The 14,440-nt window shown below is 35.1% G+C and carries 11 protein-coding genes and 2 pseudogenes; 4 read left to right on the forward strand and 9 right to left on the reverse strand.

The features are described 5' to 3' along the window. Positions 1-29 precede the first annotated feature (29 nt). The 6 genes and pseudogenes from OM967_RS01120 to OM967_RS01145 all read right to left on the reverse strand — a co-directional run. Positions 30-638: pseudogene (locus OM967_RS01120) on the reverse strand (AAA family ATPase); the annotation flags it as partial. After that, positions 634-2,277 (reverse strand): recombinase family protein, encoded by a 1,644-nt coding sequence (locus tag OM967_RS01125; protein ID WP_264337395.1) that lies wholly within the window; start codon positions 2,275-2,277, stop codon positions 634-636. The pseudogene OM967_RS01120 and the gene OM967_RS01125, both read right to left, overlap by 5 nt. Next, positions 2,271-2,459, reverse strand: coding sequence for a hypothetical protein (locus tag OM967_RS01130; RefSeq protein ID WP_038249248.1), 189 nt, complete (start codon positions 2,457-2,459; stop codon positions 2,271-2,273). Before OM967_RS01130 ends, OM967_RS01125 begins: the two co-directional genes overlap by 7 nt. A gap of 134 nt (positions 2,460-2,593) precedes the next feature. Continuing rightward, positions 2,594-2,794 (reverse strand): annotated as a pseudogene (locus OM967_RS01135) (AAA family ATPase); the annotation flags it as partial. 22 nt (positions 2,795-2,816) lie between these two features. Next, positions 2,817-3,626 carry an ATP-binding protein gene (locus OM967_RS01140; protein ID WP_264337398.1) on the reverse strand — a complete coding sequence of 270 codons (810 nt, stop codon included), beginning with the start codon at positions 3,624-3,626 and terminating at the stop codon, positions 2,817-2,819. A 54-nt stretch (positions 3,627-3,680) separates the two neighbouring features. Next, positions 3,681-4,175, reverse strand: a complete 495-nt coding sequence (locus OM967_RS01145) for an RNA polymerase sigma factor (protein ID WP_264337400.1) — start codon at positions 4,173-4,175, stop codon at positions 3,681-3,683. A 229-nt stretch (positions 4,176-4,404) separates the two neighbouring features. Here OM967_RS01145 and OM967_RS01150 point away from each other — a divergent pair, with 229 nt between their 5' ends. Further along, positions 4,405-6,480 carry an AAA family ATPase gene (locus tag OM967_RS01150; RefSeq protein WP_264337402.1) on the forward strand — a complete coding sequence of 692 codons (2,076 nt, stop codon included), beginning with the start codon at positions 4,405-4,407 and terminating at the stop codon, positions 6,478-6,480. 1,022 nt (positions 6,481-7,502) lie between these two features. Here OM967_RS01150 and ltrA read toward each other — a convergent pair. From ltrA to OM967_RS01165, 3 genes are all read right to left on the reverse strand, one after another. Continuing rightward, positions 7,503-8,816 carry a group II intron reverse transcriptase/maturase gene (gene ltrA / locus OM967_RS01155; protein ID WP_264337404.1) on the reverse strand — a complete coding sequence of 438 codons (1,314 nt, stop codon included), beginning with the start codon at positions 8,814-8,816 and terminating at the stop codon, positions 7,503-7,505. 627 nt (positions 8,817-9,443) lie between these two features. Further along, a complete protein-coding gene (locus OM967_RS08170; protein WP_264337405.1) occupies positions 9,444-9,566 on the reverse strand; it encodes a hypothetical protein in 123 nt (40 codons plus the stop codon). A 62-nt stretch (positions 9,567-9,628) separates the two neighbouring features. Then, complete coding sequence (locus tag OM967_RS01165) at positions 9,629-10,330, reverse strand: virulence RhuM family protein (RefSeq protein ID WP_264337406.1); 702 nt, start codon at positions 10,328-10,330, stop codon at positions 9,629-9,631. Positions 10,331-11,103: 773 nt separating this feature from the next. On the opposite strand from OM967_RS01165, the gene tnpC reads away from it, so the two are divergent. From tnpC to OM967_RS01180, 3 genes are all read left to right on the forward strand, one after another. Continuing rightward, the gene (tnpC, locus tag OM967_RS01170) at positions 11,104-12,456 is read left to right on the forward strand and encodes an IS66 family transposase (RefSeq protein ID WP_264337407.1); all 1,353 of its coding nucleotides are present in this window, start codon (positions 11,104-11,106) and stop codon (positions 12,454-12,456) included. A 284-nt stretch (positions 12,457-12,740) separates the two neighbouring features. Further along, entirely contained in the window at positions 12,741-13,205 is a 465-nt protein-coding gene (locus OM967_RS01175; protein ID WP_264337408.1) for a crossover junction endodeoxyribonuclease RuvC, read from the forward strand. Positions 13,206-13,308: 103 nt separating this feature from the next. Further along, positions 13,309-14,440: DNA modification methylase (locus tag OM967_RS01180; protein ID WP_264337409.1), on the forward strand; the 1,132-nt coding region annotated here is incomplete at its 3' end.

Raw genomic sequence — 14,440 nt, forward strand, 5'->3', positions numbered from 1 at the left:
GTTCCCTATAAATTAAGTAAAAAAAAGAATCAACTCCATTGGTCTACAAGTTTCCAACGACCATTTATCTTATCGACGAGCTTACTTGCTACACGTTCACCATTTCGCAACTCAAATACTACTTGACGGGTAGTGCTTTCCTCATCATGAGCAAACATCACCATACCAGTACTGTAAAATCCACGTAAAGATCCAGCACCGCTTAGGCCTTGAAATGGATCTTCTTCCAGCATCTTTTTGGACAGTTTTTTTGTGTGGTGGGTGAGTATTATGCCCGAATCTGGATTAATAATATTTCTCAATCTCTCAAGTGTTTTTTGCAAGAAGAATAACATAGCGCTATTGTCGTTTTCATTGCCATATTCACTTGAGTTAAAAATGTTACGAAGAGGATCAATCGCAATAATATCAGGCTTAAAACGTTCTTTGACAGTATTTTTAATTTCATCTATTTCTTCACTGCTGAAAGATAATTGTACTCTTGGCGTGATAATTAAGTTGTTAGCAGCTACATCTAAGAGTTCTTTATCAAGTTGAAGTTGTTGCAAACGTTCTTTCATATATTCATATTCAATTTCAGTTTGCATGTAGAAGATTTTCAAAGGTCTATTTGGTGTCATACCAAGAAATGATCTACCTACCCCTACAACAACATTGCAAGCATTGATTTTTCTCCATATGAAAAGAGTCTGGAAGCTCTTTTACTCTAAACACGATGTTTACATCCTCAAAATTAATCTCAATTCGCTTAACTAACGTTCTAATAATATCACGTTTAGTTAGCCAGTCTGCATTATTAAGACTTGAGTTAATACTAGAGGAAAACCCCTCTAAATTTGTTACTACTAGAGTTAACTCTTGTGTGAGTTTTTTCTGATCAAATATCTTTTTCTTTTGTTCTTCAACCATTTTTAAGTTTTGTTTCATTGCTTTAATTCTTGGCTCAAATTCTTCTTGATCAATATATTCTTGAGCATAACTATCAATTAACCTTGCAATACCTCGTTTTAATTTATCTTCTTGTGTTTCAAGCAAAGCACTTTTTTGATCTAGTGGTGATTTTTTAAGTTCTGAAAGTCTACGTTTATACTCCTCTAATATTCTATTTGGATTTTTTAATAGATGTTTTACCTCTTCCCACACAGCCATGTCTAATGTATCTGTACGAATTAATTTGTTGTTACACATTTTATTACCGCCAAAACGGTATGAATCCGTGCCAACACAACGATAATATACCTGATTATTAGTTTTTTCCCCCTCCTTATTCCTTGCAGTGCTAGTACCATAATATGCATAATTGCAAAGCTTACATACTACTAAACCTTGCAATAAATGTCTTGCTCCTCTTTGTCTTGTTCTTGCTATTTTTCTATTCTCAGCTAATTGTTCTTGAACGATTTCAAATAAATCTTCGCTTACTATACTAGGTACTTTAATATAAATCCAATCCTCTTTTGGAACAGGATAAGTAGAATAATTATCTTTTGGATGCTCGCAGGAGTTTTTTTTCGGTCTTATATGTTTTAGTTTGACACCAAACCTTGTTTTACCAAAAGCTGCTTGTCCTTTATAAGCAGAGTTTTTTAACATACTCAAAACTACAGCCCTATCCCAATACTCTTTTCCAGTTCTCGTCATAATGGACATAGCACTTAGCCTACGACATACTTCTCCTATACTGGCTCTTTCTCTTCCTACCCAAGAAAATACTTTACGAACAACTTCAGCTTCTTCTTCATAAATCTCAAATAAGGCCTGTCCTGTTTCTGTATTTTTGTTTATATAACGATAGCCATAAGGAGCAGCACTCATTACACTTATACAACCCTTATTTGCTGCATAAATCTTTCCTCGACGACTTCGTTCCATGATTTTTGCACGTTCGTATTCTGCTATCATACCTTGCATTTGTAATAGTAATTGAGATTCTGGATTATCGCTAATTTGATGATTTAAAAAAATGACTTCCACTCCTAATTTCTTAAACTCTTCAAGTAATATCATCTGATATGCATACTTACGAGATAAACGATCAGGAGAATGAATATAAACCTTATCAATGTTACCTTCTGCTATTTTATCACGTAATTTTTCCAAACCAGGACGGATTATGTTAGAACCACTATAACCATTATCAATAAATTTATATTCATTTAATAATTTATGTCCATCCATACTAATTTGATTCTCTATAGCAGCAATTTGGCTTGCTATTGTATCTTCTTGTGCTTGCTTCCCTGAAGAAACTCTTGCATATAAACTAACTGTTACCATTTTACCGTCCTCAAATCTACTTTCTTATATTCAGAGTTTTCTTCCTTTTTGCTCGCTTTTATTGGTTTACTTAACACTAATTTTTCATACGCATCTAATAGATACAACTCTGCTAATCGATTTACTTCATAACTACAACTAATACGAACTATTAATTTCTTGTTGCCCATGAGCTCTACCATATATTATCCATCGAGACATATGGTTATTTGATCATTAGCTCTATAAATAAATTCAACTCTCCGTTCTTTTTGTAGAAGCTTTCGGGAAATAGTCTTCTCAAGTTTCAGGTTTATTGCAATATTGTTGGCGGAGTCCCAGCGGCCATATGAACGAGCCATGAAATCAGAAAATCGCTTTTGCCGATTTTAGGTGGACCACCCAGTACCAATAGACCTCTTTTCGTTAAAATTCTTGGTGAGATTATATCCTCTGGTATTGGCGTTTGATCACTTAAATATTCCTTTACGCTATAAAAAGGGACTTTTTGACCGATGTTGAAAAAGCTTTGTTCCATATTACTCCTTTTAAAATTAAATTTAGGCAACAGAAGCCAAGGTTTTGGCTTTAATTTTTGCAAGTAATTTACCTAAATGCGGTTCTTCAACCATATCAAGGCAGCCACTTCGATCTTTAGCGGGATATCCCCAAGAGTTAATAGTCTGACAGACAAATGAGCGAATCTCTGTACCATCATCTTTCTTGATTCCAACCATACTAATTACTTCATCAACAATACCTGGAATTTCACTAGCAGTTTTTGCTCCTTCACATTGAGGCAGCCAAGTTGGACGATTGCAGTCATCAAGATATTGACCTAATGTGCCAACTATGATGATGTCTTTATCTCTGATATGTTGAAACTGATTGAGCCAGGCCATCATTTCTTGTGCGAGTAATCCGTAAGCAGCTCTTTTATCTTCTCTTCCTGATCTATCTGAAAAAGCTTCAGGTTGCATTCTGGCCCATGAAAAACATAAACGTGATGCAACAGTTATGCTATCAATAAAAATAGAGCGGTATTTAGAAACCTCAGAAAGAAGATCTTTGTGCTTGCTACAGACATGCTCATAATGTTTTTGACTATACGCCTGATCAGACCTTAATGCAGGATTAGGACCACCTATGAGACATGCAATATCTCTTGCCTCATTCCAAGTACGAATACTGATTGAATCTCCTTTCCAATCTTGTACAGCTAGAAGTCCTGCTTCAAAATCAAGGCAAAGTGTTGTTGATTCATCGAGGGTTTTAAGTAGGCTAGTCTTGGCGATTCCATAAGGTCCAAAGATTACTATCTTCACACCTGTGACCATTTTTGCTCTTTCTTTGCTGTTTATTATTTTCATGCTTTTACCTTAATTTGCCACTATATATAAATTCACCAAATTTCAAAAAACTGTTCAATTTTTCTTATGCTTTTTTCCGTAAACAGGTGCAAATTTAGATCGCATTTTCTTGAGAATGTTGTACAAAGTAGTCCGTGACATATTGTTTATGTCTGCAACTTCAGCAATGCTGTGGTGTTTTAATTGTTCACATAAAACTTGCCACTTCTTTGGTAATTTTGAAATAATTTGCTCAACATCAATACGTGGTATCGCTTCATCTTCAAAACAGTAACTTTCCTGTTGCACATTATTTTCAAGCTTAGGAGTAGTACGTGAGTGTTTACGGACTAGATTATTAATACGATTTTTAACAACTTGCTTAGCAAAAGTTGAAAGACTGCCCTTAGTTTTATCATGCTGATCTATGCATGAAAGAAATTCACAGAAGAGGTCTTGTTCTATGTCTTCAATATCTTGATCAGTAAGCGATTTGTAATATTTTGCATAAAATTTTATTAAATTAACAACTTTAGGATCAATACCTGAATAAGAGTTTCGAGATTTCATAAGATGTATCCTTAAATGAAAGACTTAAGGATGAAACTTTCTTAGTAAATATTGTAGGACATGAAAAAAATACCTCAGACAATCGTGAGTTTTTTACCCTCTGAAAGTCTAGAATCTTTTCTAAATCTCAGACACTCAAAACTTTGATCAGACAACGCACCTACGAACTGAACAGTTTTTGTAAATCCGGTGAATATATAGAACAAGACTCCGAATTTAAAGGTTAATTATGAGTGTTTCATACAATGTTCCAGAGATTAAAGCACAACTATTGTTGAATTTAAGATCTTGTCTTTCTTACCTTTTCCCCAATGGTACCTTCCATGGTGATGAATTTCGAATAGGTGATGTGCATGGTAACAAAGGAAAAAGTTTAAGAGTAGAACTAAGTGGCAGTAGAGCTGGGTTATGGAATGATTTTGCAGCTGGAGAAGGTGGTGACATTATCGACCTTTGGGCATCTGTACATAGAAAGAATGCAAGGACAGAGTTTCCTGAGGTAATGGCTTCTATAGCTGAGTGGCTCGGAAATAATAAAAAATACATCGAGAAACAGTATGTTGATGAAGACTTCGAGAAATTTATTACCCACAGTTGGAATTATTATGATGAAAATGGTCAGGTGATTGTAAAAGTTTACCGTTCTGACCCTCCCGGAAAGAAAAAAGTATACAAGCCTTTTGATGTTAAGCGAGGCAGATATGGTTCACCAGGAATAAGGCCAATCTACAACATTCCAGAAATCTTAAAGTCTGATAAAATTGTTCTGGTGGAAGGGGAAAAATGTGCAGAAGCGCTGATAGAGAAGGGAATAACTGCAACAACAGCGATGTCTGGAGCAAATGCACCTATTGAGAAAACTGATTGGACTCCGCTAAAAGGTAAACACATTATTATATGGCCAGATAATGATGAAGCAGGTAAGAAATATGCTAAAAATGCTGAAAAAAAGCTTTTAGAAATCGGAGTTGAATCACTTGTTGTTCTTAATATTCCACAAAATAAAACAAAAGGCTGGGATGCTGCAGATTGTGTAGAGGAAGGAATAAATGTTAAAGAATTTTTAGCTTCAACTGCACTTACTACTAATACTCTAAGTACAAAAAGTTTGATTTCATTTTCTGCAAGGCAATACTTTAACGATAAATCACCGATGCCAGAAGATATAGTTGCTCCTCGAATTTTAACTCCAAGTGGACTTTTAGTGTTTGCTGGAGCACCTAAAGTAGGAAAAAGTGACTTTTTAATTTCTTGGCTAATTTACATGGCAGCAGGAGCTCAATTTCTTGATATGGTACCTAAAAGGCCTTTAAGAATCTTTTATCTTCAAACTGAAATTGGCTACCACTATATGCGTGAACGTCTACAGCAACTAAAAATCAATGAAGAACTGCTTGAGATTGCTTTGGATAACTTAGTCATTACACCTCAAACAAAGCTACTCTTAAATGATAATAGTATAGATGAAGTTCTTGGTGAAATAAAAAAATCATTTGGTTCAAATACAGTTGATATTATAGCTATTGATCCACTACGTAACGTTTTTGATGCTGGCGAGAACAGTAGTGAAAATGATAATAATGCTATGCTATTTTTCCTGCAAGAAAGAGTTGAAAAATTGAGAGAGTTAGTTAATCCGAATGCAGGAGTCATTTTAGTACATCACACGAAGAAGATGCAAAAGAAATCATTAGAAGAAGATCCTTTTCAGAGTTTCAGTGGTGCTGGTTCATTAAGAAGCTTTTATACTACGGGAATGATAATGTTTAAGCCAGATGAACGGCAGAGTAGTCGTCAACTGATGTTTGAATTACGTAATGGTCATGCTATTCCATCAAAATGTGTTGATAAAATCGATAACTGCTGGCAAATACTTGATTATGAGTCACAGAGACTGATACATAAAGATTATGGACAAAAATTAGATGCAGAGCGTTCTCGTAGATATGATATTATACTGCAATTAATTTACGACGAGGCGAGAAATAGAGGGAAAGTATATACAATCAATACATTCTGTGAGGTATTTGAAAATAAAGCAGGTCTTGGTAGTAAAAACTCCATTCGTGAACGCATTGATGTTCTTGCTGCAAAAGGTTACATTAAGTTTAACAGGAATGATAAAAATGCTGAAAGAAGTAAATATGGGATACTTTGTGTTGAAGATATGGAAAAGAAAGTTACAAACCAACTAAATAAGGATATTACAGTATATGAGAAGATTTTACCAACCGATTATAAATCGCCAGAATATGGCAGTATTATGCCAGTTGAAGATTCAAACATTTGGCTTTACTATAATTAGATCTCTTCTATATCATCTACAGTAATAAGGTTACTTACGAAGTATATTGATTATTTCAGACTCCAGAACTCTTCAGTCTTGGCAGAATCTGGTGCAGTTTATGAGATCTGGTACTTTCTGGTAGTAAAAAAATGCCAGATTTTCAATGGTTTAATGGTTGACAGATTTCTGAGCTGTAATCTGGTTTAGGTGGCAAAAAGCTTAGGAGTATTGCGGGGTTTTGACCAGTCTCCAGTTTCCAAAATTTCCTATTATTATATAATAATAATATAGTAGTATGACTTTAAAACATACTACTCTGTTCGGTTACTAACCAGTCTACAATAATAAGCTATGGATACGTGTAAAGCTCTCTTTCAAAATTATCTGATAAAAGAAATGAAAGACAATGCTCAGAAAAAACAAATGAACCGTAATTGGGTTTTAAAGCAATTCTACAACCTCAGGGTATAATTCCACCAAGACCTAAGTTACTCACCTAGGGTAGCTTAAAACTTGATTATGAGGCATCTCTAAATTATCTCTTGCTTTAAAGTTTTACTTGTTATAAAAAAAACCATTGTACCCTATCACGCTTTTTATTCGTTGTAAAACATTTTTTTCAAAAAAGTGAAAAGTTTTTGTAATTTAGGTGAAACAAGAGCTGGTTTTGGAGGTCTTATTGAGATATAACGACTTTTATCTAAAATTCTTAAGTTGAGTCTTTAGGTAATCTCTATAAATAATTTGTAGATGAAGCTAAAGGAAAAAAGTTGCTGCCATAAACATAAGCTACTGAGCTCGTAAACTGCTTAAAATGGAGACAAAGATCTAAATTTATTTATTTACGTCTCCAATTTTATCGCGTATAATGGAGACAAAGATTTGTGTTTTCACTATTTATTGGTAGATAGGGCTTTCTAAAGGGTGGGGGTCTGGTAGAGACTTATGACCTTGAAATCAGCGATTTGGTCTCATAACCATAGTCTCCCCAAAAGAACCGTGCTTGCGGATTTCCCGCACACGGCTCCACAATACAGCGTTCACACTAGTGCTCCTGTGTATAAAGAAACATATACCTTTGGTTTTGGTAATGGATTTACTTTTAAATAGTGTATAAATTGTTCCCAATCGATACTTTTCTTTTGACTACGTCGGTTTATCCACTTAAATGCTAACTTTGTTGCCAGTCGATTGAATTGAATCAAACACCGATAATTTCCGCTAACTCCGAAGTAGCTATAGTGTCCTGTTAGTTTGGCTTTAAGTTTCTGCCACCAATCTTTGAGACAGATACGACTTCGTACCATCTTCAACCACTCTTTGATTTCTTTAATCTTTCTAGCTAGGCTTATTTTTGAAGTTTTCTGCTTCATCATAAGTTTACCATTACGACTTTTTCCACAATAATGTGTAAATCCTAGAAAGTTGAAGCTAGCCGTCCTACGTTTCTCTCTTTCTGCTTGATACCATTCTTTCTTACCAAACTTTACTATTTTTGTTTTATTTTCAGCTATTTCCAATCCAAATTTACTTAGTCTTTGTTTCAGTAATTCTAGAAATTCTTTTGCGTCTTCTTCCCTCTCGCAGCCAACTACAAAATCGTCGCAAAACCTTATTAGCTGTATATATCCTCTGGCTTTTGGCTTAAATTTCTTTTCAAACCATAAGTCCAGCACATAGTGTAAGTATATATTAGCTAATACAGGGCTTACTATACCACCTTGTGGTGTGCCTTGATCGGTTGCTTTGTAACATCCAACTTCGACTATTCCTGCCTTTAGAAATCGTTTTATTAACCACAATAAATTTGGGTCAGCTATTCGTTCCCTTAGACGATTCATTAGCCATTTATGTTGAACATTATCAAAGAACTTCTTGATATCCACTTCTACAATATAGTTAATTGGTTTGTGCATAACTGCTTTATCTAGAGCGTTTATCGCCTGATGACAATTTCTTCCTGGTCGAAATCCATACGAGCTGTCCATAAAGTTTGCTTCATAAATATTTTCTAATATCTTCTTTAGCATTACCTGTACCAACTTTTCTTCTGTTGATGGTACTCCGAGACCGCGTTTTTCCTTGCTTCCAATTTTGGGTATGTATACCCTTTTCACTGGTTGCGGTCGGTATTGCTTTCTCTTCATACTATCCACTAGCGTTCTAAGTTTCTCTTCTAGATTTTCTCCATAAGCTTCCACTGTCACACGATCTATACCGCAAGCCTTGTTGCGTTTTAGTTCCTTGTAACACTCTGCAAGATTCTCTTCATTAATCAAATGAACTAGCGATGTAAATTTTACTCGCTTATCTTGCTTAGCCCTTACTGCTATCTGGTTTAGTTTTCCTTGCATACTCCTCCAATCTCTGTTGTATTGGTATAGCAATCCCTATACCAGTCACTATATTGCTAACCGCTTCCCCTTGTATGTGGCTTTCCCACACTCCGAGTACTATCAGTTAGTCCGACTTCCTTTGCATCTTCCTCCAGTCCTTGCCTTTATTGACTTGTTCCAGAGTACCCTTACAGGAATACAAAGGATCTCCCAAGTTCACGTAAGGTCCATCTCAACACATGACGCGGCCTTCGATCCCGATGGGGTGAGTAATATCTTTCCTTAGCGTTATTACCCATGTTGCCTTCCACCAAATGTAAAGTGTCGGCCCCCATGACGCGTGAATTACGGGACTCAATACCTTCACTTTCGTTGCACCCTATGTTGTCCATTCCATTAGCTTTACTACGCTCGTTACCTTACGCAGCATAATGGTTTGTTCCAGGTTGCTGGCTAAGCTTTACCCGTGTTGGATTTTCACCAACTGTTCCTTACGCACTTCTTGGCGCACACAATTTTTCACCCCCCTTGAAATTAAAATAAAAGCAAGATGTCAAACACAGATAGCTCAACTACAAGCTGGTTTTTGTTGTAGTTATTTTCTCACTTTCTTTACTTGCTTTAATTAATTCATCAAAATCAGATTCATGTCTGTACAACTCTGTACTTTTCGTATTCTCCTTCAGCTAGAGCTTTTGCAACTTCAGCACTAACTTTACCAGCATCTTTAAGCACTTCATAATCATTGAACAATAAAAATGCATCCAACTTTTCAACCCAATTCTACATTTTCATTAGCCGATGCTTTCTTGCTTGAAGTTCCGCATAATCTAGGAAACAATATGATTTAGTTCACTCAACTCTTTTTCAGTCAAGTAGTTTTTTGCAGTACTCACATCACTCTTATGAATTTTGTTGCCAGGACCATCTTTCCATGTAGTTAGCCCCATATTTGGTTTTTTGTGGTCAACTCGAGAATATATTAGCTCTGCTGCAGTCAGGCCATAAATCGCCCAATATAATTTATTCTGTACTTTTGCATAAAATTGTTTTGTTATTTCTGAATTTGGATCATAGTCTGCAGAGCATTCAGCATAAATGTCGGTAATCTTCTGGTAAAACCTACGTTCCGATGCTCGTATTTCCCTGATTTTTTCAAGTAATTCATTGAAGTAGTCTTTGCCAAACTTTGGGCCGTTTTTTAGCCGTTCGCTATCTAATGCAAATCCTTTGATGATGAAATCTCTCAAAATTTTTGTAGCCCATACTCTGAAAGATGTAGCCTTTTTAGAATTAACTCGATAACCAATAGCTATAATTGCATCCAAATTATAAAATTGTGTAGGGTACTGTTTACCATCTTCAGCAGTATTCCGGAAAATCCGGATAACTGAATCTTTATCTAACTCTTGACTAGCAAATATGTTCTGTAAATGCTCACTAATTGTTCTAATATTAACATCAAACAACTCCGCCATTCTTTTTTGTGTAAGCCAAATGTTTTCATCTCGATACAAAACATCAATTCTCACGTCTCCATCTGGAGCTTACTATTACCCACAAATATAAATGTTTGTTGCATAGCTCTTAATGGCATAACTTTTGCTTGAAATAACTGTTTATATGGTGCAATTTACAGCTTTTAGTTGCTAAAATTATAACTCTTAGTTTAATAATTTCAATCTAATAAGCTTTCAAGTTAATAAAATTAAATTATTTGAGTAAATACAATACTATGTTTTTATTTGTGGGTAATAGTAAGCATCTGGAGTTGTATATAATAAAATTTCGTTTTCATTTATTATCATATCTACTCTACCTTACTTCAAGTAGCATATAGGTTATTTGTAAAAAAGACAAGCAACTGTAAAACTCTAAAAATAGGGAACTATCTACTTTATTCTTTAGCTGGTAAGCAGTTTTGAAATTATTTTAACTTTTTTTTTAGAAAATCCCGGAAAAAGTAGAAGAAATCCGGTATATATTAGTATAGGGGCATTGAGTGTAGATGTGCTTCAAACAGAAAAGTTGAAAACAGAAAGCAAAAGAAATTTAGGCTTTTGGTAAGTTACGTAATTGAGAATTTATATTTTTTTAAATAAGGCAAAAACTGTGTTTTAAAGCTAGATGTGACTTTAGGGAAAAAACTATCACTGCTCACCAAAGAACGTCTATAATAGCCTTTAAACTCAAATAAAAGTATCCGTTCAGAGGTATGGTAAGGATAAAAAAGAATTGACATAATATATCAAAGTAATAATAACAGAAAATGTTGATAGTAAGGTAAGGCTAGGTGCTTCAATTGTTGATCAGTATTGTAGAGTTATATAAAAACTTAGAGCAAAAAGTAGCAAAGCTTGAAGAAAAAAATAAAATCTTAGAAATAGAGAATGCTGAACTAAGAGAGAGACTTGGCTTAAACTCAAGGAATTCATCTTTACCAAGTTCAAAAGAGCTGTACAAAATAAAAAAAGACACACCAGAAGATAAGTCAGAGGGTGGCAGGAAGATAGGCGGTCAAGTTGGTCATAAAGGAAATTATCGGATAAAAATGGAAGCAGATGAAGTAATTAGAGTAAGATTACATGATACTTGTGAATGTGGCGGAGAAATTGCAGTATGCAATAAACCGTATATTCACCAGAATGTTGATCTCCCAAAAATCAAACCTTACGTAGTGGAATACCAACTAGAACATGGACGCTGTCGTAAATGTGGAAAAAGAAGGAGTAGCAAATTACCAGAAGGAGTTACACCTGATACCTTTGGTCCTAGAGTTAAGTCAGTAGTTGCATCACTAAGTGGGTTTTATAAGAATTCAAAGCGAGAAATAGCGAATATTATGAAAGACATCTTTAACATGAGTATAAGTGTTGGTAGTGTGTCCAATAGCGAAGCAAGGGTCTCGTCAAAATGTAAAGAAGCTTATGAACAAATAGAGGAAGAAATGAAAGCAAGCGAAATTTTGCATATTGATGAAACCAGTCACTACAACAAAGGCAAATTGGGATGGTGCTGGATGTTTGCCAACAATAAAGCAAGTCTTATGAAGTTAGCAGATACAAGAGGAATGAGGTTTTTAAAGAATAGTGCATTTTGTGATTACAAAAATCTGATAATTACCGACAGATATGCAGTTTACAACCACTTCAGTGATGAAAAACGACAAATTTGTTGGGCTCACTTATTGAGAAATTTCGAGAGGTTATCTCATAGCTGGAATAGTGAAGTAATGAGACTTGGCCATTGTTTAAAAGATGCAGCTAATGGATTATTTGCATTAAAAAACGCTTTGTCAGAAAATGAAATTAGTATTTCAAAGTTCACTAAGCAAGCTAAAGAGTTACGAAGATTTATGCAGTACTGCATGATAAAAATATCTTATATACTTGAAGCAAAAGGAGCTTCACGAACGGTAAAGGGTATTATAAAATCCGAGCCAATGATGTGGACATTTTTGGATGATCCAGAGAATATTCCATTAACGAATAATCATGTTGAGCGACAAATACGGCATTATGTTGTCCATCGTAAGAATTCATATTTTGCACAGTCAGAGCGAGGGAATAGATTCCTTGAGCGGATAATTTCGCTGTATCTCACTTGGAGGCAAAAAAAGTTAAATCCATTTCAAAACCTTCTATCTATTGTCTCTTAAGCCACACCTCTGAACGGATACAAATAAAAGCTATCCTTAGTAATTCTACTGTTACAAAACAAACCTGCAGACAAGTTTAACAAGGTTTTTATCCTTTGCAAAAAAAAGTGAACAGTTTTCGTAATTTTGGTGAATATATATAACAAGAAAACAACTTTCTGCAGTAGCACATAATTCTCGAATTTCCGTTGTTGGACTACAAAAACCTATGAATTTCTAGTGTATTTTGCAGAAACCAGACGATATTTTGGAGTAAGTGCTACTTGTAATTTTAATAATAGCAAATGTCAACCCTAACACTCGATCTCGGCAAGCAAACCGGCTGGGCAATTTTAACAGATGGAGTAATTGAAAGTGGAAGCAAAAGCTTTCATGGTAGCCGTTTTAGCGGAGGTGGCATGTGCTTCTTGAATTTTCGTAATTGGCTTAATTCTTTGAAGGACATTTCTGCAGTGTATTTTGAGGAAGTAAGAAGACATCTAGGAACTGATGCAGCGCATTGCTATGGCGGTTTTCTCGCAGTTCTGTCTGCTTGGTGTGAAGAACATCATGTGCCGTACAAAGGTGTTAATGTTAAAACTATAAAACGCTTTATAACAGGCAAAGGCAATGCAAGTAAGAGTGAAGTTATTGAAGCTGTAAAGGGAAAAGGGTTTTCACCTAAAGATGATAATGAATCTGATGCTTTGGCATTAATGTTCTACGTTATGAATTTCAGTAAAGATATTAATAAGACGAAAAATCCATAAAAAGTGGGTCCTTTCGGCCATATTGGTGGGTTTGGTGGGTCAGACCCCAGGCCTTCTTTAGCGTCAGAGATATTTTGAATATTAACTTTTTAATTATTAAGATATGAATTTAGCAATCCACTACTATCCTGTTGAAAATCTAGTCGAATATGAGCGTAATCCACGTAAGAATGATGACGTAGTAAATAGAATGTGTGCTTCAATCAGGGAATTCGGTTTTCGTATTCCAATAGTTGCAAAAAGCGATGGAACTGTGGTTGATGGTCATTTAAGACTTAAAGCAGCAAGAAAACTTGGTATGGAGAGTATTCCAGTTGTTTTAAGTGATAATTTAAATGAACCACAAACCAAAGCTTTTCGATTACTGGCAAATCAATCAGCTAATTGGGCAAAGTGGGATGATGATCTTTTAAAGGTAGAAATTCAAGAGTTAGAAGATTTGCAGTTTGATCTTAAAATGACTGGATTTGAATTAGAAAAAGTTCAAAACTTTCTTGATGATTTAGATGGTGAAAAAGAAGATCTTTCTGACTTAGTTGTTGATGACAAAAAGGTAGAAATAACAAAGCCAGGTGATCTTTGGATTTTAGGTGATCATCGAATCTATTGTGGTGATAGCTCTGTAGTTGAATCATATAAAGCGCTGTTAGATGATAAAATGGCAGACATTACTGTTTGTGATCCTCCATATAACGTTGATTATGGTAATAGCCAAGACAAAAAGATATTAAATGATAATCAAGGTGAAAAGTATGAGCTTTTTCTCTATGACATCTGTTCCCATATTTTAGCATATACGAAAGGAGCAATTTACATCTGTGCATCATCATCAGAGTTTTCAACGTTGCAAAAAGCATTTGAGGAAGCGGGAGGAAAATGGTCAACATTTATCATTTGGGCAAAGAATCATTTTACGCTAGGCAGGTCTGATTATCAAAGACAATACGAAGCAATGCTCTATGGATGGAAAAGCGGCAATAAACGTGAGTGGCATGGAGGTAGAAATCAAAGTGATCTGTGGTTTTATGATAAGCCAACACACAATACACTACATCCAACGATGAAGCCAGTAGAGCTAATGGAAAGAGCAATAGTTAATAGCAGTAGATCAGGAGATATCGTACTTGATCCATTTAGCGGCTCTGGAAGTACACTGATTGCATGCGAGAGAACAGGAAGAATTTGTAGGACAATAGAGCTAGATTCAAAATTTGTAGATGTAACTATAAAACGTT

It is taken from the genome of Wolbachia endosymbiont (group B) of Dolichovespula media, from assembly GCF_947179505.1.
In the GTDB taxonomy this organism is placed as follows: Bacteria; Pseudomonadota; Alphaproteobacteria; order Rickettsiales; family Anaplasmataceae; genus Wolbachia.

Excerpts from the sequence above, each read along its gene's own strand:
- OM967_RS01125 (WP_264337395.1), bottom strand. The coding sequence starts at position 2,277 with ATGGTAACAGTTAGTTTATATGCAAGAGTTTCTTCAGGGAAGCAAGCA.
- OM967_RS01130 (WP_038249248.1), bottom strand. The coding sequence starts at position 2,459 with ATGGTAGAGCTCATGGGCAACAAGAAATTAATAGTTCGTATTAGTTGT.
- OM967_RS01140 (WP_264337398.1), bottom strand. The coding sequence starts at position 3,626 with ATGAAAATAATAAACAGCAAAGAAAGAGCAAAAATGGTCACAGGTGTG.
- OM967_RS01145 (WP_264337400.1), bottom strand. The coding sequence starts at position 4,175 with ATGAAATCTCGAAACTCTTATTCAGGTATTGATCCTAAAGTTGTTAAT.
- OM967_RS01150 (WP_264337402.1), top strand. The coding sequence starts at position 4,405 with ATGAGTGTTTCATACAATGTTCCAGAGATTAAAGCACAACTATTGTTG.
- ltrA (WP_264337404.1), bottom strand. The coding sequence starts at position 8,816 with ATGCAAGGAAAACTAAACCAGATAGCAGTAAGGGCTAAGCAAGATAAG.
- OM967_RS01175 (WP_264337408.1), top strand. The coding sequence starts at position 12,741 with ATGTCAACCCTAACACTCGATCTCGGCAAGCAAACCGGCTGGGCAATT.